Source organism: Nocardioides sp. (genome assembly GCF_029937575.1).
In the GTDB taxonomy this organism is placed as follows: domain Bacteria; phylum Actinomycetota; class Actinomycetes; order Propionibacteriales; family Nocardioidaceae; genus Nocardioides.
On record NZ_JAPYPS010000020.1, the window covers coordinates 1 to 23,333 of the forward strand.

Sequence of the window (23,333 nt, forward strand, 5' to 3'; positions counted from 1 at the left end):
GGTCGAAGGTCCCCTCGAGGTCCCAGTAGGAGGCCAGCTTGAACTTGATCCGCTCCCGCTCCTTGTCGACGACCAGGCGGGTCGCGACCGACTGCACGCGCCCGGCCGAGAGCCCGGACATCACCTTCTTCCACAGCACCGGGCTGACCTCGTAGCCGTAGAGGCGGTCGAGGATGCGGCGGGTCTCCTGCGCCTCGACGAGGTCCATCGCGATGTCGCGCGGGTTGTCGGCGGCCTCGAGGATCGCGGCCTTGGTGATCTCGTGGAAGACCATCCGCTTGACCGGGATGCCCTTCGGCTTGAGCTCGTCAAGCAGGTGCCAGGCGATCGCCTCGCCCTCGCGGTCCTCATCGGTGGCGAGGAAGAGCTCGTCGGCGTCCTTCAGCAGCGACTTGAGCTTGGAGATGTGCGACTTCTTGTCACGCGGCACGACGTAGTAGGGCGTGAAGCCGTCCTCGACGTCGACCGCGAGCCGGCCCCACGACTTGTCCTTGATCTTGGCCGGGGTGTCGGCGGCGTTGTTGGGAAGGTCGCGGATGTGTCCGATGGAGGACTCCACGACATAGCCGTCGCCGAGGTACCCGCCGATGGTGCGGGCCTTCGCCGGGGACTCGACGATCACCAACTTGTGTGCCACGGACTGGTCACTTTCCTTCTCTGCTGGGTCGAACGTGGGGCGTTCGGGTGGGCTCCGGGCGGCACCGCTCGGAGGCGCGAGCCACCCGAGAAAGGTGCTCACGGCCGATCACGGTAGCGCGTGCTGTCCACCCGACCGGCGGCGCTGGGTGGTTGCGGACCGGTCCGGCCTCCCGTCGGCCTCCTGCCCGAGGCCGGTCGAGGGGCGCCGCCCGTCACCGGAGCTCGAGCTCCCCGACCGCCGCGTCCTGGGCGTCGATCATCGCCTGGTCGCCGATCGGCACGACGCTGACGAACAGCGCGTACGACGAAGGGTCGCCGGTGTCGACGACGACGACCTTGGCGATGTCGCCCTCGACGCTGAGCTCGGGGTCGTCGATCCGGATCTCCTGGGTCAGCTTCCAGGCCGGGGCCCCGTCGACCACCGTCTCGGTCGAGTCGAGCTCGGTGCTGCCGGTGAAGTCGGAGTAGAAGTTCGGCGAGCCGGCCATGCACTGCACCACGACCTCGGCGGCCTGGCGCGGCGACTCGAACCCGTTGCCGCGGCTCAGGCTCCCGAGCGCGTAGGTGGCCACCCACCCGGAGGTGAGGCCCTGCTCGATGATCTTCGAGGGAGCGAAGACGCCGTCGGCGAAGGTGAAGGCCGAGCCCTGGTCGAGGGCCGACTCGTAGTCGGCCGGCTTCGGCACCCGCAGGCCACCACCGGTGATGAAGCGCCCCCGCTCACCGGTGACGCCCTGCTCCGGCAGTCCGCCCGTGCACTGCAGCACCGACGGCCCGTCCGGGTTCGGCCCCTCCGGGTTGGGCTCGGTCGGCTGTTCTGTGGGCGGGGCGTCCGGCGAGGCCTCCGGCGTGGGGTCGGGGTCGTCGGGCTGCGGGGTCGGCTCGACGGTCGGGGCGGGAGTCGCGGTGCTGCGAGCGCCCGCGTCGTCCTCGTCCACGAGGGCGCCGACCACGAAGAACGTGGCGATCCCGAGGAGCAGCGTCGTCGCCACGGCCACCAGCACCAGGCCGACGGTGCGGCCCGACCCGTTGCCGGGGCTGCTCGGCGGCGGGACCTGGCCCTCCCACGAGGGTGGGCTCGGCGGCCCGAGCGGCCCGATCGCGGCGTACGACTGGAAGCCTCCGCCCCCGGACGGCGTACCCCCGGGCACGACGGTGGGCTGGTCGAAGCCTCCCGGAGGAGGCGGCGGAGGTGGGCTGGTCGCGATCGGCTGGGTGGGGGCGGGCGGGGCCGGTGGCGCGGGCGGTGGCGCGACACCACCAGGCGGCGGGCCGTACGGCGTGTCGGCCAGGGTCTCGCTCCAGACGTCGCCGTCCCAGTAGCGGAACGCACCCGGCTGACCGGACGGATCGGGGTACCAACCAGCAGCTGCCACGCTCCGAGGCTACCCGGCGCGTCTCGGGTGACGGGGTCGGTCAGACCGTCAGGAAGCCCTCCGCGACCAGCTCCGCCACCACCGGCAGGTACGTCGTGCGCACCCGCTCCGCTTCGTCGGCGTCGTGCCCCAGCAGCTGGGCGACCGCGTCCAGGATCTGCCCGACGCTCAGCTCACCGTCGCAGGCTCCGACCAGCGCGGCCTCGACGGTGTCGGCCTGCCTGGCGCGGCGCAGCCCGCGTTGCTGGCGCAGCACGATGGTCGACGGGTCCTCGGCCCCGACTGCACCCACCGTCTCCTGCACGACGTCCGCGCGGGCGACCAGTCGGGAGTCGAGCGTGACGGCACTGGGGTCGGCCCGACCCCAGTCGCCGATCGCGGGCGCGATCGGCTGCTCGACGTCGTAGGGCCACTCGAGGAGCTCGACGCGGGCGCGGGGCGCCGGTGCGCTCCCGCCCGGTGCGCGCAGGTTGATCCATCCGAACCCGATCGCCTCGATCCCCTGCTCGTCGAACCACGACAACCACGTGTCGTAGCGCTGCAGGTAGTCGGCGGCGCCGTGCTGCCCGGCGTCCTTGAGCCACAGCTCGACGTAGGCCGACGGGTCGAGGACCTCGCGCTGCACCACCAGCGCGTCGTGGTCGGGGGCGATCCACTCGGACAGCCGCTCGTCCCAGGGACGGTCCGCGGCGATCACCCAGTTGGCCAGGATCTGGCACCACCCGCCGGGCGTCAGGTGGGCGGGGGCGGCGCGGACGATGTCCTCGACGACGCGGTCGCCGGGCAACCCGGAGTCGCGGTAGACGAGGCGTTCGCCCCGCTGGTGGTGCAGCGCCGGCGAGATCACGAACGGCGGGTTCGTGGCGATCAGGTCGAAGCGCTCGTCGCGCACGGGCTCGAAGAAGGAGCCGTCGCGCACCTCGACGACGTCGGCGACGTCGTTGAGGGCGGCGTTGAACCGGGCGACCGCCAGGGCACGGGCGTTGACGTCGGTGGCGACGACGCGCTGCGCGTGCCGGGCGAGGTGCAGCGCCTGCACCCCGCACCCGGTGCCGAGGTCGAGCGCGGAGCCGACCGGCTCGCGCAGGGTGAGCTGGGCCAGTGACGTGGAGGCAGGGCTGATGCCGAGGACGTGGTCGGCCACGACCCGTTGGGGTCCGCCGTCGAGGCCCGGCGTCAGGTCGCTGACCACCCACAGCGGGGTGTCGTCGTCGGTGCCGTAGGGACGACAGTCCAGGCGCGCGCGCACCTCGCTCACGCTCTGCTCGAGCAGTCCCGCCACGGCGAGGCGGTCGACCAGACCGGGCAGGGCGGCCTCGGCATCGGCGACCGACACGGTGGTCTGCAGCAGGAAGAGGCGCACCAGCGTCTCGAGCGGACTGCCTCCCGTCGTACGGCGCAGTCCCGGCGTCGTCTCGTTGCGGGCCAGGGCGTCGTGCGCGCGGGTGCCGAGCAGGTCGGCGGTGCCCTCGTAGGTGAAGTCGGCGGCCAGCAGCGCTGCGCGCAGCGGGCCCGCCAGAGCGGTGTTCGCCAAGGTCATCGGTGCGTCTGCCTCACGAGTGCCCCTTCTCAGGAGTGGTAGTAGTCGCTGAGCGCGAGGCGCCCGGCGCGGTAGTCGTCGAGTGCCCGACGGTAGAGCCCCAGCCTCAGCTCCGCCTCGTAGCCCTCGTACTGCGGGCAGCCGACCTCGCGGGCGTGGGCCAGCTCGGCCCCGACGTCGTAGGGCACGCGCACGAAGGCGATCGAGATCGGGGCCGGGCCGGGCTCGTCGAGCAGCCCCTCGAGCACGACGTACGACGCGGTCGGGTCGCCCATCGCGTTGCCGGCGCTGCCGGTGTTGAAGAGGGTGCGGCCCTCCAGCTGGGTCTCGTAGAAGGGTTCGTGGATGTCGGCGTACCCCACCATGTCGGGGACCGGCCCGTCGCCGACCGCGGCGATCGTGGCCGGGGTGTTGACGAACTGGCCGAGGAACTCCTCCTGCGACTTCACGTAGCGCACCCGGCGGTGGACGGTCTCCGAGGAGGCGTGCATCAGTCGGATCCGTCGCCCGCTCATCAGCAGGTCGTGGCAGAAGGGCAAGCCGCGCAGCCAGTCGCCCTGACCCGGCGAGAGCTGGTCGGCCCACCACCGCAGCGCCGCGTCGTCCGGCCGGTCGGGGTCGGGCAGGAAGTCGTCCCAGTTGCCGAGGATGTTGACCTCGCAGCGCTCCTGGCACCTCTCGACCACCTCGCGACCGCGCGGACCCTTGCCGACGAAGTCGCCGAGGTTGAGGATCCGGGTGATGCCGCGGTCGTCGATGTCGGCGAGCACCGCCTCGAGGGCGGTCAGGTTGCCGTGGACGTCGGAGATGAGGGCGAGCCGCTCCCGGGTCATGGCGCCAGTGTGTCAGTGCGCAGGCCGTCACCCGATTCGCGTCGTCCCGGGCCTCGCACGGCCTACCCTCAGTGGTGTCCCCCCGCATCCTCCCCCGCACCGTTGCGGGGCACCCCGGAGGTCCCGCCATGTCACCTGCTCCCCTCACCCGACGCGCCTCCCGCGGCGCCCTCGCCTGCACCGTCGCGGCTCTCGTCGCCACGACGGCCCTCACCGGTCTGACCGCGTCGGCGAGCGCCGCCGTACCACTGCCGCGGGAGACGTGCGTGCCCGTGCCGGGTCTGCCGTGCCTGCCCGACGTGCCGGGAGCCGCACCGGTCGCCGAGACCCCGGCCGCGATCACCGGCACCCCGAAGGTCGACGAGACGCTCACCTCCGTCGAGCCGACGTGGGACAACCCCGTGACCCTGACGTCGTACCAGTGGCAGCGCGACGGCGTCGACATCGAGGACGCGACCGAGAGCACGTACGTCGTCGCGCCGGCCGACATCGACGCCGCCATCACCGTCGACGCCACCGGGACCGTGCTCCTGCTCGCGTCGACCGTCTCCACCAGCGAGCCGGTCACCGGGCTGATCGGCGACGCACCGGTGCCGACCACGCCACCCACGATCAGCGGGTCGACGCGCTTCGGCGAGACCCTGACCGCCGACCCCGGCGAGTGGGCCGACTTCTCCGAGCTGAGCTTCGACTACCAGTGGTACCGCAGCCAGGGGAAGAAGAACGTGCAGGCCATCGCCGGCGCCGACGACCGGGGCTACCGGCTGACGGCGACCGACGCCGGTCGCAAGATGGCGGTCGTCGTGGTCGCCACCCGCGCCGGGCACACCCCGACGACCGGCGTCGCCGCCACCGGTCCCGTCGACAAGCTGGCCTCCGAGATCGACCTGCGGGTCAAGAGGGCGAGCATCACCAAGAAGAAGCGCGCCGTCGTGGAGATCGAGCTGAGCAGCGCCGACAGCGGCACCCCGTCGGGCAAGGTCGTCATCCGCGACGGCGGGCGCAAGGTCGGCACCGGCCAGGCCTCCACCGTCACGGGACGCGCGACGGTGAGGCTCAAGCGCCTCAAGCCGGGCACCCACCCGGTCGTGGCGACGTACACCGGCACGAAGGCCTACTCGCGCGCCCAGTCGTCGCCGGTCACGATCACGGTGACCCACAAGTGACCTGCCCCTGACCCTCGCCGCCGCCGGCGCCGCCGGGGGATGGTGGGAGGACCATCACCCGGCGACGCAGGACTGGTGGATCAGTCGAGGCAGATCCCGAGCGAGGCGCCCGGCACGTGGGCGCCGAGACGACCCCCGAACCGGCTCCCCTGGTCGCCACGTCGGTCGCCGAAGCGCTCCCGGAGGTCCTCGACGCGCTCACCCAGCGTCTCGGCGCGATCCTGGACCTCGTCCCCGTAGCTCCCCGCGAGGGCGTCCTCGTGGATCTTCTCGACGGCACCACGCCGGTCCTCGACCGGGAGCTCGCGCACGGCCAGCAGGTCCTCGCGCAGGGCCTCGGGCAGCCCGTCGAGCCGGGCCTCGACCCGGTCGCGGAGAGCCCCGTCGAAGCGTCCGTCGAAGCGTCCGTCGAACTGCCCGCTGAGCTGGTCCGCGCGCTCCTGCGCCCGGTCCCCGTACTCGCCGTCCAGGGCGCGCTGCCGGATCGCGTCGAGCTCGTCCGCCCGCTCGTCGGGGTCGAGGTCTCGCAGCGCTTCGAGGTCCTCGCGCAGGGCCTCGGGCAGCCGAGAGCCGAGTGGTCGGCAGTCGGCCTCGTCGCGCTCGTCGGTGACCGCTTCGGGCTCGGGCTCGGTCGCGAACGTGGCCGCGGATGCAGCACTCTGATCAAGACGTACGGCGTCCGGCTGCTGGACGACGACGACCAGGGCCGTGGCGGCGATACCGGCGAGGCCGGCAGTGGCTGCTGTGATGATCCTGATGAGCACGACGTGCTCCCTTCGCTCGGGTGGTGCCGGTCTGATTGACGACCTCACCGTGCAACGCCCAGGTGGCGTGCACGTCTGGCGAATGTTCGGGCTGTGTCAGGGCTGTCTGCGTCCGGCGACGGTGCTGCCCTCTTCGCACTAGCGTGGCCGCATGGAGACGTCGCCGCGCGGGTTGGTCCTCGTGGTGGAGGACGAGCCCGCGATCGCCGACATCCAGCGGCGCTACCTGACCCGCGAGGGCTTCGGGGTGCACGTGGAGACCGACGGGCACGCCGCCCTCGCCGCTGTCGCACGGCTGCGTCCGGTCGCCGTCGTGCTCGACGTCGGGCTTCCCGGCCGCGACGGCGTCGCCGTGTGCCGAGCGCTGCGCGAGTGTGGTGACTGGACACCCGTGCTCTTCGTGACCGCCCGTGACGACGAGACCGACCGCATCGTCGGCCTGGAGATCGGCGCCGACGACTACCTCACCAAGCCCTTCTCGCCGCGCGAGCTGGTGGCTCGGGTCAAGGCGGTGCTGCGCCGCGGGGAACCTCGCCAGGGAGGCCGCCTGCTCACCGCCGGCCCGGTCGAGCTGGACCCTGCGACGCGCCGGGTCCGGCTCGAGGGCGAGGAGGTCGCCCTGACCACCACGGAGTTCAACCTCCTGGAGGCGCTGCTCGACGCCGACGGGCGGGTCGTCGAGCGTGCCGAGCTGCTCGCCACCGCCTGGGGCGTCGCCGACTACGGCAGCAGTCGCACGGTGGACGTGCACGTCGCGCAGCTGCGCGCCAAGCTCGGCACGCGAGCACCGATCGAGACGGTCCGCGGTGTGGGCTACCGGGCCGTGCCGTGACCCGGCCACCACCGCCCCCACCCCGGCAGACCCCACCGCCTGTTGGGTCGCCTCCCGGTCCACCTCCAGCGCGCACGAGACGCCGCCCCCGGCTGCTCGGCAGCCTCCACCGGCGCCTGATGGTGGCGATGGGGGGTGTCGCCCTGCTGACCGCCCTCCTCGCCGGGCTGCTCACCGCCCCCCTGCTCGGCTCCGCGACCGAGGACGCCGTACGCGAGCCGCTGAGCCGGCAGGCCGACTTCCTCGCCCGGGTCGTGCCGGTCACCGGGCCGGGCTTCAGCAGGGGGCCGGCGGCCGCCTTTCGCGCCGAGCTGAGCGTGGGTCTGGTGGACACCGACGGATCGACCACGGGGGTCGCCGCAGTGCTCACCTCCGCCGAACGGGCAGCTCTCACGGCCGGGCAGCCGGTCTCGACCGACGGCGTCTTCGAGGGCGAGTCGGTCGTGATCGAGGCCCGAGCGCTGCGTGACGGCGGTGCGCTCGTCCTGGCGACCGACGCGGCCTTCGTCGACGAGGCCTCGGCGACCCTGCGTCGTCGAGTGCTGCTCGCCATCACGCTCGGGCTCCTGGCCGCGCTCGGGGTCGCGTGGTTCGTCGCCTCGCGCGTCGGACGGCCCCTGACCAGCACCGCCGAGGCCGCCCGACGACTCGCGGCCGGCGAACGTGGCATCACGCTCGCGCCGACCGGCACCAGCGAGGTCGACGACGTAGCGGCGGCCCTCACCGCGCTGGACCAGGCGCTCAGCCGCAGCGAGGGGCGGCAGCGGGACTTCCTCCTGTCGGTCTCGCACGAGCTGCGGACCCCCCTCACGGCCGTTCGCGGGTACGCCGAGGCGCTCGCGGACGGGGTCGTGCCGCCCGACGAGGTCGGCGACGTGGCCACGACGATGCGGGCCGAGGCCGATCGGATGGCCGGGTACGTGGAGGACCTGCTGGCGCTCGCCCGGTTGCAGGCCGACGACTTCTCGCTGCACGTGGGAGCGGTCGACGTGGGCGAGGTGCTTGCGGCCACGCACCGGGCCTGGTCCGATCGGGCCGGGCGAGCAGGGCTCGCGCTCGTGACCCACGCCGTACCGGTCGTGCTCGACACGGACGGCGAGCGGCTGCGTCAGGTGCTCGACGCGCTGCTCGACAACGCCGTGCGGGTCTGCTCACCCGGCGATCGGGTCGCGCTCGAGGCGAGCGCGACCGCGGCCGCCGTACGGGTCGAGGTCCGTGACTCCGGCCCCGGACTCACCGAGGACGACGCCCGTGTCGCCTTCGTGCCGGGCGCGCTGCACGAGCGGTACGCCGGGCAGCCAGGGCAGCCAGGACAGGACCGTGGAGGTCAGGGCGTGGGGCTGGCGCTGGCTGCGCGCCTGGTCGACCGCCTGGGCGGGACGATCGCGGTCAGCAGGGCGCCCGAGGGCGGTGCCGCCTTCGTCATCGACCTGCCTCGGTAGGGAGAGCAGGTCGTACGCAGGGTGGGCCGATGCCTGCGCCCACCGAGATGACGACGGCCCGCCGCCCGGGACATCCCCGTCCAGGCAGCGGGCCGACGCCGAGGGACGACTCAGGCGGCGCCTTCGGCCACCGGGACGTCTTCGCCGAAGGTGGACTCGCGGCGCTTTGAGATGACGACCGCCGCCGCGATGATCGCGACCGCACCCAGGGCGATGAGGATCCGCAGCGCGTCGTTCTCGTCCTTGCCGATCGACAGCGAGACGACCGCGCTGGCGATGAGCAGCGAGACCAGGTTCATCACCTTGATCAGCGGGTTGATCGCGGGACCGGCAGTGTCCTTGAACGGGTCGCCGACGGTGTCGCCGATGATCGTGGCCTCGTGGGCCGGGGACCCCTTGCCGCCGTGGTTGCCGTCCTCGACGAGCTTCTTGGCGTTGTCCCAGGCGCCTCCGGCGTTGGCCAGGAAGACCGCCATCAGGGTGCCGGTGCCGATCGCACCGGCGAGGAAGCCGGCCAGGGCGGTGACCCCGAGGCCGAAGCCGACGGCGATCGGGGCGAAGACGGCCAGGATGCCGGGCGTGATGAGCTCGCGCAGGGAGTCGCGGGTGACGATGTCGACGACCTTGCCGTACTCGGGGCGACCGGTGCCCTCCATGATGCCGGGGATCTCGCGGAACTGACGACGGACCTCGTAGACCACCGCTGCGGCAGCGCGGGCGACCGCGTTGATCGCCAGGCCCGAGAAGAGGAAGACCACGGCGGAGCCGAGCAGCACCCCGACCAGGACCGAGGGGTCGAAGACGAAGAAGCCGAAGAGCTCGCCGAACGCCTCCTCCTCGTCGGTGATCCCGGCCTCACCGAGCGCCTCGAACGCCTCGGTGGCGTAGGAGCCGAACAGTGCCGTCGCCGCGAGTACGGCGGTCGCGATCGCGATCCCCTTGGTGATCGCCTTCGTCGTGTTGCCGACCGCGTCGAGGTCGGTGAGGATCTGGGCTCCTTCCTCACTGACGTCGCCCGACATCTCCGCGACGCCCTGGGCGTTGTCGGAGACCGGGCCGAAGGTGTCCATCGCGACGATGACGCCGACGGTCGTGAGCAGACCACAACCGGCGAGGGCCACTGCGAACAGCGAGACCGTCAAGGACGCGCCGCCGAGCAGGAACGCGCCGAAGACCGCCGCACCGATGACCAGCGTCGTGTAGACCGCGGACTCGAACCCGACCGAGAGCCCCGAGAGGATCACGGTCGCGGCGCCGGTGAGCGAGGTCCGCCCGACGCCCTTGACGGGCTCGTACTCGGTGCCGGTGTAGTAGCCGGTCAGCGCCAGGATCCCGGCCGCCATCACGATCCCGATGACCACGGCCGCGGCCGCGATCAGGGCTGGGTTGCCCTCTGGCGATCCGGTCAGGTCGAGCGGGTTGTCGACGGGGAGGTTGGAGAAGTCGGCGAAGCTCGTGGGCAGGTAGACGAAGGCGAGGATGACGCTGGCGACGGCGGCGATGCCCGAGGACAGGTAGAAGGAGCGGTTGATCGTGCTGAGACCGCTCACCCCTGGTGTCGGCCGGGTGAGGTAGACGCCCGCGACCGCGGTCAGCGCTCCGATGGCGGGGATGAGCAGCGGGAAGACCAGGCCCTTGTCGCCGAAGGCCTGCGAGCCGAGGATCAGCGCGGCGACCAGGGTGACGGCGTACGACTCGAAGAGGTCGGCGGCCATGCCTGCGCAGTCACCGACGTTGTCGCCCACGTTGTCGGCGATCGTGGCGGCGTTGCGCGGGTCGTCCTCGGGGATGTTCTGCTCGACCTTGCCGACGAGGTCGGCACCCACGTCGGCGGCCTTGGTGAAGATGCCGCCTCCCACGCGCATGAACATCGCGAGCAGCGCGGCTCCGAAGCCGAAGCCCTCCAGGACGTCGGGGGCGGAGTCCTGGAAGAAGATCACCACGAGGCTGGCGCCGAGCAGGCCGAGCCCGACGGTCAGCATGCCGACCATGGCGCCGGTGCGCAGACCGATGGCCATCGCCTTCTCCCGCCCGCCGGGGCCGGGCTCGTTGGCAGCGGCCGCCACGCGCAGGTTGGCCCGCACCGCCAGGGACATGCCGAGGTAGCCGACCGCAGCAGAGAAGCCGGCGCCCAGGATGAAGAAGATCGAGCGGAAGATCCGCACGGTCGTGTCGTCGGCCGGCAGGACCAGCAGGACGAAGAACGCGACCCCGGCGAAGATCGCCAGGGTCCGGAACTGTCGTTGCAGGTAGGCGTCGGCGCCCTCCTGCACCGCTTGGGCGATGTTCTTCATGTTCTCGGTGCCTTCGGCGGCGGCCAGGACCTCGTTGCGGAACACGTAGGCCATCGCGAGGGCACCCAGGGAGATCAGGGCGACGATGATGACCAGGACGAGGTTGCCACCGGAGACGTCGACGGCGAGTACGGGAGAGATCCCGGGCATCTATTTCCTCCTGCGTTGGAAAAAGCGTCATGCGCGGCCGATGTGACCTACGTCATGCCGGACGCTCGGGAGTTTACGCAGAACGAGGCGCCGCAGGGACAGAGGATGTGACGCGCGCCACAGCGTGTCGCACTCCCACGGGGTCCACGAGAGTCCCGGCCGGGGCCGGGGCAGGTCCGATCGACCGACCAGGGTGACCCGTCAGGGCGACCGTCAGGCGAGAGCGGCCTCGGCGGTCTCGTGGATCACGAAGACCTTCGCCAGGCCGGTGATGCGGAAGATCTTCAGCAGCCGGTCCTGGTTGCAGATCAGGTGCAACGAGCCGTCGTGGGCCCGGACCTTCTTCAGCCCGCCCACGAGCACACCCAGACCGGTCGAGTCGAGGAACTCGACGGCCTCCATGTCGATCACGAGGTCATAGGTGCCCGCGGCCACGAGCTCGGTGATCTTGTCGCGCAGCTTGGGGGCGGTGTAGACGTCGATCTCGCCGCCGACCGCGACGATGGTGCGCCCATCGACGTCGCGCGTTTCCAGAGTCAGGTCCACGTGTTCTCCCAGAGGCACGGTGCAGGGGGAGCCGATCCCGGGCGCACACATCCCGAGCCTCAGCCTGGTGTATCAAACCATGGCGTCTGCGCGCGCGACCACCGGAGGGAGAGAATCGCGGCACACTCCGGACATCTCTGGACAAAAGCTTCGCCGTTGTACAGCGCCTGTCCGACGGTCCGCCGGGCTCCGCGGGGCTCTGCGGGGCTCTGCGGGGCCGACTCCAGGATGTCGGCGCGCCTTGCCACAATCGTCGCCATGCCCCGGCCTGCAGCAACCCGATCGGTGGCCGGCCTCCTGGACCGGCTGTCGGCTGCGCCGGGTCGGGACGGACGTCTCACCCACGTCGAGCGGGTGCCCGCCCGGCACGCACGGACGGCGCCGTGGCCCACGTGGGTCGATCCCGACGTACGGCGTGCCTACGTCGAGCGGGGAGTGGTCGAGCCCTGGAGGCACCAGGTGGCGGGAGCCGACGCCGCCCACTCCGGCGAGCACGTGATCGTCTCCACCGGTACGGCGTCCGGCAAGTCGCTGGCCTACCAGCTGCCGGCGCTCAGCGCCGCCCAGGAGCAGCGCGGCCCCCACGGCACGCGCGGTCGACACGGCGCCGCGACGCTCTACCTGGCGCCCACCAAGGCGCTGGCCCACGACCAGCTGTCGTCCTTGCTGGAGCTGGGGCTGCCCACCAGGATCACGACCTGCGACGGCGACAGCAGTCGCGACGAGCGCGACTGGGCCCGGGCCCACGCCGAGTACGTCCTGACCAACCCCGACATGCTGCACCGCTCGATCCTCCCCGGCCACGAGCGCTGGGCGGGGTTCCTCGGCGCGCTGCGCTACGTGGTCGTCGACGAGTGCCACCACTACCGGGGCGTCTTCGGGGCGCACGTCGCCCACGTGCTGCGCCGGCTGCGGCGCCTGTGCGCGTCGTACGGCGCCACCCCGACGTTCGTGCTCGCCTCGGCCACCACCGCGGAGCCGGCGCTCACCGCGTCTCGGCTGACCGGTCTGGCCGTGCGTGCGGTGACCGACGACGCCTCGCCGCGCGGCGAGCTCACGCTCGGGCTCTGGGAGCCACCGCTGACGAGCTTCGAGGGCGAGAACGGCGCCCCCGTACGACGCGCCGCGAGCTCGGAGACCGCGGACCTGCTGGCCGACCTGGTCGCCGAGGACGTGCCGACGCTCGCCTTCGTGCGCTCACGGCAGGGCGTCGAGCAGGTGGCGCTGACCGCGGCCTCCCTCCTCGACGAGGTGGCGCCCGAGCTGAGCTCACGGGTCGCGTCCTACCGCGGCGGCTACCTGCCGGAGGAGCGCCGTGCGCTGGAGGCGGCGCTGCGCTCCGGGGAGATCGTGGGGCTGGCCGCGACCAACGCCCTCGAGCTCGGCATCGACATCCACGGCCTCGACGCCGTGCTGGTCGCGGGCTTCCCGGGCACCCGTGCCGCCCTGTGGCAGCAGCTCGGTCGGGCAGGCCGGGGCAGCCAGGACGCGCTCGGGGTGCTGATCGCCCGCGACGACCCGCTCGACACCTACCTGGTGCATCATCCAGACGCCCTCCTCGGACGCCCCGTCGAGGCGCAGGTCTTCGACCCGGACAACCCCCACGTGCTCGGCCCGCACCTGTGCGCGGCGGCTCAGGAGCGCCCGCTGACGGCTGCCGACCTGCCGCTCTTCGGGCCTCGTGCGCGCGACGTGACGCTCGCCCTGACCGACGCCGGACTGCTGCGCCGCCGGCAGGCGGGGTGGTACTGGACCGACCGGGAGCGCGCCGCCGACCTCACCGACATCCGCTCGGCCGGCGGCCTGCCCGTCTCGCTCGTCGAGTCCGGCACCGGTCGCGTCGTCGGCACGGTCGACGGTGGCCGGGTCGACAGCACGGCCCACACCGGCGCGGTCTACCTGCACCGCGGTGAGACGTGGCTGGTCGACGAGCTCGACCTCGAGGACCGCGTGGCCACGATGACGTGCTGCCCGCCCGGCTTCCCGGGCTACACGACGTCGGCCCGCGAGATCACCGACATCGCCATCACCACCGAGCGCGAGCACCAGGAGTGGGGGCGGTGCCGGCTGTCCCTGGGCGACGTCGAGGTCACCCACCAGGTCATCTCCTACCTCAAGCGCCGTCAACCCTCCGGCGACGTCGTCGCCGAGGAGCTCCTGGACCTGCCCGAGCGGACCCTCGAGACCACGGCGGTGTGGTGGACGGTGCCCGACGACCTGCTCGCCGGCGTGCTGCCCGCCGGGACGGACCTCCCCGGTGCCGCGCACGCCGCCGAACACTGTGCGATCGGGTTGCTGCCCCTCTTCGCCACGTGCGACCGCTGGGACATCGGTGGCGTCTCGACGGCGCGTCACGCCGACACCGGCCTGTTGACCGTCTTCGTGCACGACGGCCATCCGGGTGGTGCCGGCTTCGCCGAGCGGGGCTACCGAGCGGCGCGCCAGTGGCTCACGGCCACCCGGCAGGCGATCGTGTCGTGCGAGTGCTCCGACGGGTGCCCGTCGTGCGTGCAGTCGCCGAAGTGCGGCAACCAGAACAACCCCCTCGACAAGGCAGGCGCCGCGGCGCTGCTGGGGCTGCTGCTCGACTGCTCGACCCAGTAGCCTCGGGCCATGTTGATCCTGGGCCTGCTGGTCATCCTCGTCGGCGTCGTGCTGATCCTGCTCGGCGTCTTCGCCACCGACGTCAGCACGACCGGCACCATCGACATCATCGGGATCGACATCGGGACCACGACCCTCTTCGTCCTCGGCATCGTCGCCGGGGCGGCTGTGCTGTGGGGAGGCTCCATCAGCAAGTACGGCATCCGGCGCGAGCTCAAGCAGCGCAAGGAGAACAAGAAGATGGAAGAGCTCTCCGAGAAGCTCGACCGTGCCGAGGCCGAGCGTCGCAAGGACCTCGACGACGACCGCTGAGCGCGGCCTCCGAGGCCGAAGGCCGATCCGCGTCACGGAGCGGGCCCGGCTCGACTCTCGCCGACGAGGTCGCCGGTGGACAGTCCTCGCCACTGCGGGCCCTTCACCGAGACCGTCACCCGGACCTCGCGCCCGTGAGGGACACAGGTGACGAGGCGGGCCTGGTTGGCCGCCGCGACCGAGGCAGCCGTGCCACAGACGTCGCGACCATCCACGACCGCAGCCGCCCCGGCCAGCGAGGCCAGGTCGGCGGCGGCCTGGGCACGACGGTGCGCCGCGAAGATGCCGCCGACCACGGCGAGCGCCGCGCCCAGCACCAGCAGGAGCCCGAGCAGGGCGACCACCACGACGGTGGCCGCCCCTCGCTCGTCGATGCGCCGACTGACACAAGTCGCACTCACGGCGACTCCTCGGCGCCGGCCACGGCCTCGGCGTGCAGGATGACGGGAGGCAGCATCGCGAAGAGGCCGCCGGGCCCGGAGACCTGCGCCGTCGCCTCGGCGACGACCTGACCTCCAGCACCGTCACCTCTGGACCGGACCACGACCCGCCCCCCGTCCGGCACCACCTGCTCACCTGCCGCCACCGCTGTCGCGACCGCGTCGCCACGAGCCACGGCCCGCGCGGTCTCCCGGGCAGCGTCGATCACCCGCAGCTGAGCAGCCCCGAGGGAGAGCAACCAGACCAGGCCGACCGTCAGCGCGACCAGGATCGGCAGCGCCATCGCCAGCTCGGCCGTCACGGCGCCACGCTCGCTGCGGCGGTCGGCTCGACGTGACCTCTCGGGCCGCTGGCTCACCCGACCCCGAGCAGTGAGAGCACGTGGTCGAAGAGCGTGGTCAGCAGCTTGTCGCCGAAGCCGCCGGACAGCATCGTGTAGAGCAGCCCGGCCAGCCCCGCCCCCGCCGCGGTGCCCACGGCGTACTCCGCCGTCGTGATGCCCCGCTCGTCGCGACGCTGCGTCCCGGTGGAGCTGAGCTCGGTCGTCTCTGCGTGGGTGTCGGTCATCGGTCGTGCTCCCTTCGTCGGGGCCACCCGCTGCGGCCCGCCGACAAGAAGCCTCCGCCCTGACGGGCCGGCACACGAGGGTCGCGGCGACGGGGTGTGGACGACCGCTCGCTGGGGCGCGCTGTGGGCGACTCGTGGGTAGGACCGGCTCGATCGTCACCAGCTCAGGGACAGGACGAGGCCGGCCACGAGCGGCACGATCCCGATCAGGACGAAGGCCGGCAGGAGGCAGAGCCCCAACGGAACCGCTGCCTTGACCCCGATGGCCCGCGCCTTGTCCTCGGTGGCGGTGCGCGCGGCACGTGCGAGATCGGTGGCGAGTCGTTCGACGGCCGCCACCACCGGGGCTCCGGTCGCCTGGGCGCGCGCCATCGTCCGCCCGAGTGTGGCGAGCTCCGGGTCGCGCGCCAGGTCGCTCCACACCAGCGACGGGTCGCCACCGAGGCGCAGGCGCGCCGAGACCGCGGCGAGACGCTCTGCGGCCGGGCCCGGCCGGGCGTCGGCCACGACCGTCACCGCCTCGCCGGGGTCGGCCCCGGCACGCAGGGCGTCCGCCAGCAGCGTCACGACGGCCGGCAGGTCACGCCGTACGGCGTCCCGCTCGGCGCGGGTGGCGGGGGTCTCCGAGCGCCCGATCACGACCCAGACCACCGCGGCCGTCCCCAGCCCGGCCGGTCCACCGACCGCGCCGCCCACGAAGGTGAGCGCGCCGATCCCGGCGAGCAACGACCAGACCAGACGGTGTCGCAGCAGCCACCCGGGGTCCTCGTGCTGCGGACCGGGTGACGGCGTCCGGGTCGGCTGACCCCGCGGTGGGACCGCCAGCGCCACGGCGCCCGCGGCTGCGACGACGCCCAGCAGGACGGCACCGGTCACCGTCGGTCGACCTCGCGCGCCAGCGCCTCGATCCAGGCCAACCCGGCCAGTGCGAAGGCAAGACCCAGCGCCAGGCACCCGAGCCCTACGGGGTGGCTCAGCAGGAAGCCCCACGGGTCGCCGCCGGTCCCGGCCCCGAAGGTCAGGGCCAGGACGGGGAGCAGGGCGATGAGTCGTGCGGTGGCACGGGCCGAGGCGAGCTCGCCGGCCACGACCCGTCGCGTCGCGCGTTGGGCACGCAGGTCGACTGTGACGTGCTCGAGCGCGGAGGCGAGGCCGGCTCCGGTGCGGTGGGAGACCTGCCACGCGGCGGCGACGACGCGCAGATCGGCGGCACCGGGCCGCTCGGCGACCTGGCGCCAGGCATCGGGCACGTCGGCGCCGACCCGGAACGCCTCGGCCACCGGACCGATCGCGTCCCACTCGGCGGCGCAGTGCTCGAGCGCCGCGCTCGGCGGACGGCCAGCGACCAGCTCCCCGGTCAGCTGCTCGCAGGCCTCGAGCAGGCGCACCGACGTCTGCTCGGCCGCCCTCGCCGCTCGGCGCCGACGCACCAGGAGGGCCCCGCCCCAGCCGGCGCCCGCGGCGATCAGGGCGAGGACGACGTGCTGGATCGGCAGCACCGCAGCAGCCAGCACCCCGCACGTCACGACGACGAGGGGCGTCGTCACCCCACGCCGACCGCCCGGCTCACGCCCCGAGAACCCGGCGCGGGCGGGACCGAGCGACAGCAGGCCCGGGCCCGGCCATAGCAGGGCGGCGGCCACCCCGGCGCTCACCACGGCGAGCAGCGCGGGCACCCCGATCGCCCCGCTCGCGCTCACGGCCGCTGCCGACTCGACAGCAGGGCGAGGAGAGCATCGAGGGACGGGCCCTCGGTGACGACCCGCGCCCCCGCCGCGGGCGACGCGGCGACGGGCGATGCCCTCGTCTCGGCCGCGAGGCTCATCTCGACCAGACCACGCTCGTCTCGTGTCGGCACCGCGACCTGCGCCAGATGACGCCCGGTGCGGTCGCGCTCGAGGTGCAGCACCACGTCGAGGGCGGAGGCGAGCTGGCTGTGCGCGGCCTCGCGCCCCAGGCCGGCAGCCAGGGCGAGAGCCTCGACCCGGGCGGGTACGTCGTGCGCCGAGTTGGCGTGCAGGGTGCCGCACCCACCTTCGTGACCCGTGTTGAGGGCGGCGAGCAGCTCCACGACGTCTCCCCCGCGGACCTCGCCGACCACCAACCGGTCCGGCCGCATCCGCAGCGCTTGGCGCACCAGGCTGCGGACGTCGATCGCGCCCGCGCCCTCGACGTTGGCGGGACGACCCTCCAGCGCCACGACGTGCGGGTGGCGTGGTCGCAGCTCGGAGGAGTCCTCGACGAGCACCAACCGCTCGTCGACGCCCACCTCGCCCAGGAGCGCCGAGAGCAGGGTCGTCTTGCCGGTGCCGGTGCCCCCGGTCACCAGGAAGGCGAGCCGAGCCGCCACCACGCGGCGCAGCAGACCTGCGAGCTCCGGGGCGACCATGCCCGTCTCCACCAGGTCGTCGAGGGTGAAGCCCGCCGGCCGGGGCACGCGGAGCGAGATCACCGTGCCGGGCCGGGCCACGGGCGCGAGCACCGCGTGGAAGCGGGTGCCGTCGGCGAGCCGCAGGTCGGCGTACGGCGTGGCGTCGTCCAGGCGGCGACCGGCGTGCGCGGCCAGGCGCTGGGCGAGCCGGCGTACGGCGTCCTCGTCGGCGAAGGTGACGTCGGTGCGCTCGAGACCGTCGCCGCGGTCGAGATAGACGTCGTCGGGTCCGTTGACCAGCACGTCGGTGACACCCGGCGTCCGCAGCAGCGGCTCGAGCGGGCCGGCCCCGACGACGTCACGACGCAGGGCCTCGTAGACCTCCAGGACCGTCGCGTCCCCCACCGGACGTCCGGCGGCGCGCAGGGCCTCCGCGACGCGGTGCGGTGTGAGCTCGCCCGGCGAGGAGGCGAGCCGCTCGCGCACCGCGGCCACCAGGGCGCTCACGGCCGTCCCGCGGCCGGACTCATGCCGCGACCCGTCTACCGGCGAGGTCGGTCAGGTCGTCCACCAGGGCCGAGCACGTGCGGGCCAGCGGACTGCGCCACGAGCGCACCGGTCCGAGGCCGAGGTCGATCGACTCGCTGAGGCCGCGTTGCTGCGGCACCCGAGCCACGACGGGCAGACGGGTCGCCCGGGTGATGTCGTGCTCGGCGACCCCGGTGCCCCGCAACACGATGCCCGGTGAGGCTCGGTCGGCCAGGCGGGCGGCGAGCCGGGTCGCCGACGCGACACCGGGCACCGTCGGGACGACGACCATGACCACGGCGTCGCAGCGAGCCAGGATCTCCTCGCCCAGGGAGTCGATCGTGCGCGGCAGGTCCACCACGACGACGTCGTGCCCGCGCCGCGCTGCCGAGAGCGCCTCGCGCACGGCGAAGGCCTGGGGCGTCGCCGTGGAGCCGGCCTGCCACGTCAGGACCCGCAGCCCGTCACGCTGGGGCAGGGCGTCGCGCAGCGCACGGGCACTGAGCCGTCCGGTGGTCTGGCACAACGCCTCCCACCGCGATCCATCGCGATCCTCGAGGCCCAGGACCCGGTCCATGCCGGGCCCCAGGGGATCACAGTCGACGACGACCGTCGGGCCCCGTCGCGCCGCCGCCTGACCGACGGCACAGGCCAACGTGGTGGCCCCCGCCCCACCCGAGCCGCCCAGGAACCCGACGACCAGGCCCCGTGTCGCACCCGGATCGCCGGCGTCGGTCAGTCGCTCCACGATCCACGCCGCCGAGCCGGGCAGGTCGACCACACCCTCGGCGCCGAGCCGCAGCGCGACCTGGAAGAGCGCGCCGTCCACCGGCCCGTCGGCCTCACGGGCGATGACGTGCACGCCGTCGCGACGCTCCGGGGCCAGGTCGGCGAGGGCCGGCGCGACGTCGGCGCCGACCAGGACCACCGAGGCCGAGGACCAACCCCGCAGGGCACCGTTCACGTCGTGGGTGACCTCGGGCGCGATCCCGGCGGCCGCGGCCAGGCGGAGCAGGTCGTCGCGCAGCGGGGGCGAGGCGGTGACGACGAGGGGTGGATGAGCAAGGGGCATGGAGGTCACGCTGCCCCGCCGTACCGCCGCGTTCGAGCCCTGCGCACCGAGCCTGTGGACAACGGGGCGCGGAGCGCGCCTGTGGACGACTCGTGGGTAGGCAGCGGGCCGATGGCTGTGCCCCTACGATGGCGACATGGGGCCGACCGCGGCGTTCTTCGATCTCGACAAGACGATCATCGCCAAGTCGAGCACGCTCGCGTTCTCCAAGCCGTTCCAGGCGGGCGGCCTCATCTCCCGCCGCGCGGTGCTCAAGTCGGTCTACGCCCAGTTCGTCTTCCTCGTCGGAGGCGCCGACCACGACCAGATGGAGAAGCTGCGGGCGTTCATGTCCTCCCTCGTGGCCGGCTGGGACGTCGCCACCGTGCGCGAGATCGTCGCCGAGACGCTGCACCACGTCGTCGACCCGATCGTCTACGACGAGGCGGTCACCCTGATCGCCGAGCACCAGCTCGCCGGGCGCGACGTCGTCATCGTGTCGGCCTCGGGCACCGAGGTCGTCGAGCCCATCGGCGTCCTGCTCGGCGCCGACCACGTCGTGGCCTCTCAGCTCGAGGTCGTCGACGGCCACTACACCGGCGAGATCCACTACTACGCCTACGCCGAGGAGAAGGCCCGCGCCATCGAGGCGCTCGCCGCCGAGCGCGGCTACGACCTGGCGCAGTGCTACGCCTACAGCGACTCGGTGACCGACATCCCGATGCTCGCCGCGGTGGGGCACCCCCACGCGGTCAACCCCGACCGCGACCTGCGCAAGGCCGCGGCCGAGCGCGGCTGGCCGGTGCTGGTCTTCACCAAGCCGGTGGCGCTGCGCAGCCGGATGCCGCTGCCGCCCGCCAAGCCCACCCTGGCCGCCGTCGCCGTCGGTGGCGCGGTCGCAGTGGGCGGGGTCGTGTGGGTCAACGTGCGCAAGCGTCGCGTCGGCTGAGCACCGGCTGCACCGACCGGCGACCATCAGGACTACCGCGGGCGAAAGTGGGGAAGGACGGACGTCATGGGACTGCTCTCACGCATGCTGGGCGGGCGCCCGGGCGCTGCCGCGATCACCGAGACCATCGGCGACGCCGTGCGCGTGCTGCCCGGAGTCGTCCAGTCCTCGCTGGTCTTCAACCACCAGCCCCACTCGTCGGGCGCGGTGTCGGGAGTCGTCGACGTCAGCGACACCCCGACGTTCCTCGAGGTCCTGCGGACCGTACGGCGGGTGCTCGAGCCGCTGCTCGGCGACGGCGCAGACCGGGTGACGTTCTACCTCACCGGCCGCACCCTCGACGGCACGACGGTGCAGCCCGGCGACCTCGGACTGAGCCAGCCTCCCAACGGCCGGGAGATCCGTCAGCGCCTGCTCGGCCCCTGACCCACTCCGACCCATGGTGTGATCTGGGGTGTGATCTGGGTCACCTCGCCCCTCGGCCAAAAGTCAAGCCCTTGCGACTCTTGAAGGTGATTGGCGACAGGCGTAGACAAGACCTCAGAACAACTCAACAGCAGCACGTGAAACCGGGTACCCACGCGGCGATCCACCCTTCTTGAGGGCGCATGTCGACGGGATACTCCCGAGGCAGCAATTGAGACAGCACGCCTGGTAGCCAGCGGATTTCACGTGTCAGCGGTGGCGCTCGAGACATTGATGACTCGGGCGCCACCTGCATGTCCGGAGCAGGTCGCCCGGCACCGCGGGGCGACCTGCTGGCTACTCCGCCGCCGCCCGCCGCAGCGGGCTCGCCTCGGCGCCGGCGGCGAACGCCTCGGCGCCGTACAACACCCATGCATGCACGCCGGCCGCGCCGCCCTCGGCGTACCCCCTCAGGTTCGACTCGTACGCCGGTCGCAGGGCGAGGTGCCCGGCCTCCGGCACGCAGAGCGACTTCTCGTCGACACCGCGCGCCACGATGATCAGCCGCTCGACGGCGCGGGCGACGATGCCGTTGTGGGAGACGAAGGGCGCGGCCGAGATCAGCTCGGCGTGGACCATCGCCGCGACCAGCAGCGCCGGCGCGGCACCTTCGGACCCCTGAGACGTCGCCACCGTGGCGATGTCGCGCAACCGGCCGGCCGCCTCGGGGTCGCGCGGTCGACCCAGCCGGTCAGGCTCGACGGAGCCGGTCGCGGCCAGGGCGTGGATCCGGGCGAAGGCCTGCAGCGGCGACTGCCGCACCCGCGGCACCAGGGAGAGCAGCTCGGTGGAGACCCGGACCGCGTCGCGGGCGACCTCGTCGCCGGCGCCCTCGCGGACCTCGGCGAGGGTGGAGGAGGAGCCCTCGAGCACGGCGCTCGCGTGGGCGCCGCGGAGCAGGGACTCGGCGGTCGTCTCCGGGGAGGTACGGCGCAGCCCGCGGTCGCGCAGCATCACGTCGATGCCGTCGCGGGTGGCCGCGTAGGCCGAGGGCACACCCTCGAGGGCGACCAGCCAGGCCAGCGGGTCGGGGCGGCCGGGCGGAGCGCTGGCTGAAGGGCCGGGGGGAGGAGCTGCACTACTCACCCCGCGAGCCTAGGTCGCCGTACGACGGGGCGGCGTGCCGACCCGATCGGGAGCGTCACGAGCCGTAGCATCGCGACCCATGAGCGATGACCTCCAGCACCGGGCGCGCTCCTTCGGGGGCGTCGCCGACGCCTACGACCGCGGGCGGCCGTCGTACCCCCGCGACGCCGTCTCCTGGCTGATCACCGGCACGGTCCCCGACGACGCCGACGACGCCTCCGGCACCTCGGGCGGCGACCAGCTCACCGTGCTCGAGCTCGGCGCCGGCACCGGCAAGCTGACCCGGCTCCTGGTCGAGGCCGGCCACGACGTGCACGCCAGCGAGCCCGACGAGGCGATGCTCGCCCTGCTGCGTCGCGACCTGCCCGGCGTCCGCACCTCGATGACGGGCGCCGAGGACATCCCCCTGGGCGACGCGTCGGTCGACGTCGTCGTGGCAGCGCAGTGCTTCCACTGGTTCGACAGCGAGGCCGCGCTCGACGAGATCTCGCGGGTCCTCAAGCCCGGCGGGCAGCTCGCGCTCGTCTGGAACGAGCGCGACGAGCGGATCCCGTGGGTCAAGAAGCTCGGCCGGATCATCGGCAACCAGGACCACCTCGTCGAGCCGGCCGCCGACGTGAGCGCCTCGCCGCTCTTCGGCGAGGTCGACGACGCGACCTTCACCTACTGGCAGCAGGTCAACCGCCGCAGCATCGTCGACCTGGTCGCCTCACGCTCCAACGTCGCGACGATGGGCGAGGCCGAGCGCGAGCACACGATCGAGAAGCTGCTCGCCCTCTACGACGACTACGGCCGCGGCATGGACGGCATGCAGCTGCCCTACCGCACCCGCTGCTTCCGCAGCGCGGCGCGACCGCGGCCCCGGCCGAAGCCCGCCCCCGCGCCCGAGCGCTCCCCCGCGGAGTCCGACGACGGCGACGGCACGGAGCCCGGGTCCCTGCTGACCCGCACCCGCGTCGGCGCCTCCTTCGACCCGGCCCTCGACCTGCCCGACCCGGAGATCGACCCGCTGCTCGAGCCGACCGTGCCGATCTCGGTGGCCGACTACGTGGCGGCCGGGATCGCGCGCTCACAGCTGCAGCGTCGCGGCTCCACCCAAGGTCACGACCCGATGACCGACTCCGCCGACCGTATGCCACGCGTCGCGTGGGACGACCCGGACGACGACACCGGCATGATGCTCATCGACTTCCGCTGACCCGTCACACATGGCGGACGGGTCGGCGTCATCGCCATCGACCCGTCACACATGGCAGACGGGTCGGCGTCATCGCCATCGACCCGTCACACATGGCGGACGGGTCGGCGCCATCGCCATCGACCCGTCACACATGGCGGACGGGTCGGCGTCGTCACCATCGACCCGTCACACATGGC

General features: G+C 73.0%; 23 protein-coding genes. 8 read left to right on the forward strand and 15 right to left on the reverse strand.

What is annotated here, in order from left to right; translation table 11 throughout:
- The 4 genes from Q1K33_RS09130 to Q1K33_RS09145 all read right to left on the reverse strand — a co-directional run.
- On the reverse strand, positions 1-637 hold a 637-nt coding region (locus tag Q1K33_RS09130), incomplete at its 3' end, for a toprim domain-containing protein (protein ID WP_300403078.1).
- A 214-nt stretch (positions 638-851) separates the two neighbouring features.
- Positions 852-2,015 carry a DUF2510 domain-containing protein gene (locus Q1K33_RS09135; RefSeq protein ID WP_300403080.1) on the reverse strand — a complete coding sequence of 388 codons (1,164 nt, stop codon included), beginning with the start codon at positions 2,013-2,015 and terminating at the stop codon, positions 852-854.
- 40 nt (positions 2,016-2,055) lie between these two features.
- Entirely contained in the window at positions 2,056-3,555 is a 1,500-nt protein-coding gene (locus Q1K33_RS09140) for a class I SAM-dependent methyltransferase (RefSeq protein ID WP_300403083.1), read from the reverse strand.
- Between the two features lie 29 nt (positions 3,556-3,584).
- Positions 3,585-4,388, reverse strand: a complete 804-nt coding sequence (locus tag Q1K33_RS09145) for a metallophosphoesterase family protein (protein ID WP_300403086.1) — start codon at positions 4,386-4,388, stop codon at positions 3,585-3,587.
- A gap of 128 nt (positions 4,389-4,516) precedes the next feature.
- Here Q1K33_RS09145 and Q1K33_RS09150 point away from each other — a divergent pair, with 128 nt between their 5' ends.
- Positions 4,517-5,554 (forward strand): Ig-like domain repeat protein, encoded by a 1,038-nt coding sequence (locus Q1K33_RS09150; RefSeq protein WP_300403088.1) that lies wholly within the window; start codon positions 4,517-4,519, stop codon positions 5,552-5,554.
- 80 nt (positions 5,555-5,634) lie between these two features.
- Here the strand turns inward: Q1K33_RS09150 and Q1K33_RS09155 are convergent, their stop codons facing one another.
- The gene (locus tag Q1K33_RS09155) at positions 5,635-6,318 is read right to left on the reverse strand and encodes a hypothetical protein (RefSeq protein ID WP_300403090.1); all 684 of its coding nucleotides are present in this window, start codon (positions 6,316-6,318) and stop codon (positions 5,635-5,637) included.
- A gap of 151 nt (positions 6,319-6,469) precedes the next feature.
- On the opposite strand from Q1K33_RS09155, the gene Q1K33_RS09160 reads away from it, so the two are divergent.
- Positions 6,470-7,150, forward strand: a complete 681-nt coding sequence (locus tag Q1K33_RS09160) for a response regulator transcription factor (protein ID WP_300403093.1) — start codon at positions 6,470-6,472, stop codon at positions 7,148-7,150.
- Positions 7,151-7,269: 119 nt separating this feature from the next.
- Positions 7,270-8,592, forward strand: coding sequence for a HAMP domain-containing sensor histidine kinase (locus Q1K33_RS09165; protein ID WP_300403095.1), 1,323 nt, complete (start codon positions 7,270-7,272; stop codon positions 8,590-8,592).
- Positions 8,593-8,702: 110 nt separating this feature from the next.
- Here the strand turns inward: Q1K33_RS09165 and Q1K33_RS09170 are convergent, their stop codons facing one another.
- Positions 8,703-11,036, reverse strand: coding sequence for a sodium-translocating pyrophosphatase (locus tag Q1K33_RS09170; protein ID WP_300403097.1), 2,334 nt, complete (start codon positions 11,034-11,036; stop codon positions 8,703-8,705).
- A gap of 213 nt (positions 11,037-11,249) precedes the next feature.
- Positions 11,250-11,582: an anti-sigma factor antagonist gene (locus tag Q1K33_RS09175; protein ID WP_300403099.1), complete on the reverse strand. Its 333-nt coding sequence runs from the start codon at positions 11,580-11,582 to the stop codon at positions 11,250-11,252.
- Positions 11,583-11,840: 258 nt separating this feature from the next.
- Here Q1K33_RS09175 and Q1K33_RS09180 point away from each other — a divergent pair, with 258 nt between their 5' ends.
- A complete protein-coding gene (locus Q1K33_RS09180; RefSeq protein ID WP_300403101.1) occupies positions 11,841-14,186 on the forward strand; it encodes a DEAD/DEAH box helicase in 2,346 nt (781 codons plus the stop codon).
- A gap of 9 nt (positions 14,187-14,195) precedes the next feature.
- On the forward strand, positions 14,196-14,498 hold the full coding sequence (locus Q1K33_RS09185; protein WP_300403103.1) for a hypothetical protein: 303 nt from the start codon (positions 14,196-14,198) through the stop codon (positions 14,496-14,498).
- A gap of 32 nt (positions 14,499-14,530) precedes the next feature.
- Here the strand turns inward: Q1K33_RS09185 and Q1K33_RS09190 are convergent, their stop codons facing one another.
- From Q1K33_RS09190 to ssd, 7 genes are all read right to left on the reverse strand, one after another.
- A complete protein-coding gene (locus Q1K33_RS09190; protein ID WP_300403105.1) occupies positions 14,531-14,899 on the reverse strand; it encodes an Rv3654c family TadE-like protein in 369 nt (122 codons plus the stop codon).
- The gene (locus tag Q1K33_RS09195; protein ID WP_300403107.1) at positions 14,896-15,240 is read right to left on the reverse strand and encodes a TadE family type IV pilus minor pilin; all 345 of its coding nucleotides are present in this window, start codon (positions 15,238-15,240) and stop codon (positions 14,896-14,898) included. The genes Q1K33_RS09190 and Q1K33_RS09195 overlap by 4 nt, the downstream gene beginning before the upstream one ends.
- Positions 15,241-15,293: 53 nt before the next feature.
- Positions 15,294-15,506: a DUF4244 domain-containing protein gene (locus tag Q1K33_RS09200; protein WP_300403109.1), complete on the reverse strand. Its 213-nt coding sequence runs from the start codon at positions 15,504-15,506 to the stop codon at positions 15,294-15,296.
- Positions 15,507-15,662: 156 nt separating this feature from the next.
- Positions 15,663-16,382, reverse strand: coding sequence for a type II secretion system F family protein (locus tag Q1K33_RS09205; RefSeq protein WP_300403111.1), 720 nt, complete (start codon positions 16,380-16,382; stop codon positions 15,663-15,665).
- The gene (locus Q1K33_RS09210) at positions 16,379-17,206 is read right to left on the reverse strand and encodes a type II secretion system F family protein (RefSeq protein ID WP_300403113.1); all 828 of its coding nucleotides are present in this window, start codon (positions 17,204-17,206) and stop codon (positions 16,379-16,381) included. The genes Q1K33_RS09205 and Q1K33_RS09210 overlap by 4 nt, the downstream gene beginning before the upstream one ends.
- Positions 17,203-18,375: a TadA family conjugal transfer-associated ATPase gene (locus tag Q1K33_RS09215; RefSeq protein WP_300403188.1), complete on the reverse strand. Its 1,173-nt coding sequence runs from the start codon at positions 18,373-18,375 to the stop codon at positions 17,203-17,205. The genes Q1K33_RS09210 and Q1K33_RS09215 overlap by 4 nt, the downstream gene beginning before the upstream one ends.
- Positions 18,376-18,403: 28 nt before the next feature.
- A complete protein-coding gene (gene ssd, locus Q1K33_RS09220) occupies positions 18,404-19,477 on the reverse strand; it encodes a septum site-determining protein Ssd (RefSeq protein WP_300403115.1) in 1,074 nt (357 codons plus the stop codon).
- 136 nt (positions 19,478-19,613) lie between these two features.
- Between ssd and Q1K33_RS09225 the strand changes: the two genes are divergently transcribed.
- Both Q1K33_RS09225 and Q1K33_RS09230 read left to right on the forward strand, forming a co-directional pair.
- A complete protein-coding gene (locus Q1K33_RS09225) occupies positions 19,614-20,405 on the forward strand; it encodes an HAD-IB family hydrolase (protein ID WP_300403117.1) in 792 nt (263 codons plus the stop codon).
- Positions 20,406-20,471: 66 nt separating this feature from the next.
- Complete coding sequence (locus tag Q1K33_RS09230) at positions 20,472-20,831, forward strand: hypothetical protein (protein ID WP_300403119.1); 360 nt, start codon at positions 20,472-20,474, stop codon at positions 20,829-20,831.
- A 336-nt stretch (positions 20,832-21,167) separates the two neighbouring features.
- Here the strand turns inward: Q1K33_RS09230 and Q1K33_RS09235 are convergent, their stop codons facing one another.
- Positions 21,168-21,956: an oxidoreductase gene (locus tag Q1K33_RS09235; protein WP_300403121.1), complete on the reverse strand. Its 789-nt coding sequence runs from the start codon at positions 21,954-21,956 to the stop codon at positions 21,168-21,170.
- Between the two features lie 79 nt (positions 21,957-22,035).
- Between Q1K33_RS09235 and Q1K33_RS09240 the strand changes: the two genes are divergently transcribed.
- Positions 22,036-23,154, forward strand: coding sequence for a class I SAM-dependent methyltransferase (locus Q1K33_RS09240; RefSeq protein WP_300403123.1), 1,119 nt, complete (start codon positions 22,036-22,038; stop codon positions 23,152-23,154).
- Positions 23,155-23,333 lie beyond the last annotated feature (179 nt).

Excerpts from the sequence above, each read along its gene's own strand:
- Q1K33_RS09140 (WP_300403083.1), bottom strand. The coding sequence starts at position 3,555 with ATGACCTTGGCGAACACCGCTCTGGCGGGCCCGCTGCGCGCAGCGCTG.
- Q1K33_RS09145 (WP_300403086.1), bottom strand. The coding sequence starts at position 4,388 with ATGACCCGGGAGCGGCTCGCCCTCATCTCCGACGTCCACGGCAACCTG.
- Q1K33_RS09150 (WP_300403088.1), top strand. The coding sequence starts at position 4,517 with ATGTCACCTGCTCCCCTCACCCGACGCGCCTCCCGCGGCGCCCTCGCC.
- Q1K33_RS09160 (WP_300403093.1), top strand. The coding sequence starts at position 6,470 with ATGGAGACGTCGCCGCGCGGGTTGGTCCTCGTGGTGGAGGACGAGCCC.
- Q1K33_RS09165 (WP_300403095.1), top strand. The coding sequence starts at position 7,270 with ATGGTGGCGATGGGGGGTGTCGCCCTGCTGACCGCCCTCCTCGCCGGG.
- Q1K33_RS09170 (WP_300403097.1), bottom strand. The coding sequence starts at position 11,036 with ATGCCCGGGATCTCTCCCGTACTCGCCGTCGACGTCTCCGGTGGCAAC.
- Q1K33_RS09180 (WP_300403101.1), top strand. The coding sequence starts at position 11,841 with ATGCCCCGGCCTGCAGCAACCCGATCGGTGGCCGGCCTCCTGGACCGG.
- Q1K33_RS09185 (WP_300403103.1), top strand. The coding sequence starts at position 14,196 with ATGTTGATCCTGGGCCTGCTGGTCATCCTCGTCGGCGTCGTGCTGATC.
- Q1K33_RS09200 (WP_300403109.1), bottom strand. The coding sequence starts at position 15,506 with ATGACCGACACCCACGCAGAGACGACCGAGCTCAGCTCCACCGGGACG.
- ssd (WP_300403115.1), bottom strand. The coding sequence starts at position 19,477 with ATGCCCCTTGCTCATCCACCCCTCGTCGTCACCGCCTCGCCCCCGCTG.
- Q1K33_RS09225 (WP_300403117.1), top strand. The coding sequence starts at position 19,614 with ATGGGGCCGACCGCGGCGTTCTTCGATCTCGACAAGACGATCATCGCC.
- Q1K33_RS09230 (WP_300403119.1), top strand. The coding sequence starts at position 20,472 with ATGGGACTGCTCTCACGCATGCTGGGCGGGCGCCCGGGCGCTGCCGCG.
- Q1K33_RS09240 (WP_300403123.1), top strand. The coding sequence starts at position 22,036 with ATGAGCGATGACCTCCAGCACCGGGCGCGCTCCTTCGGGGGCGTCGCC.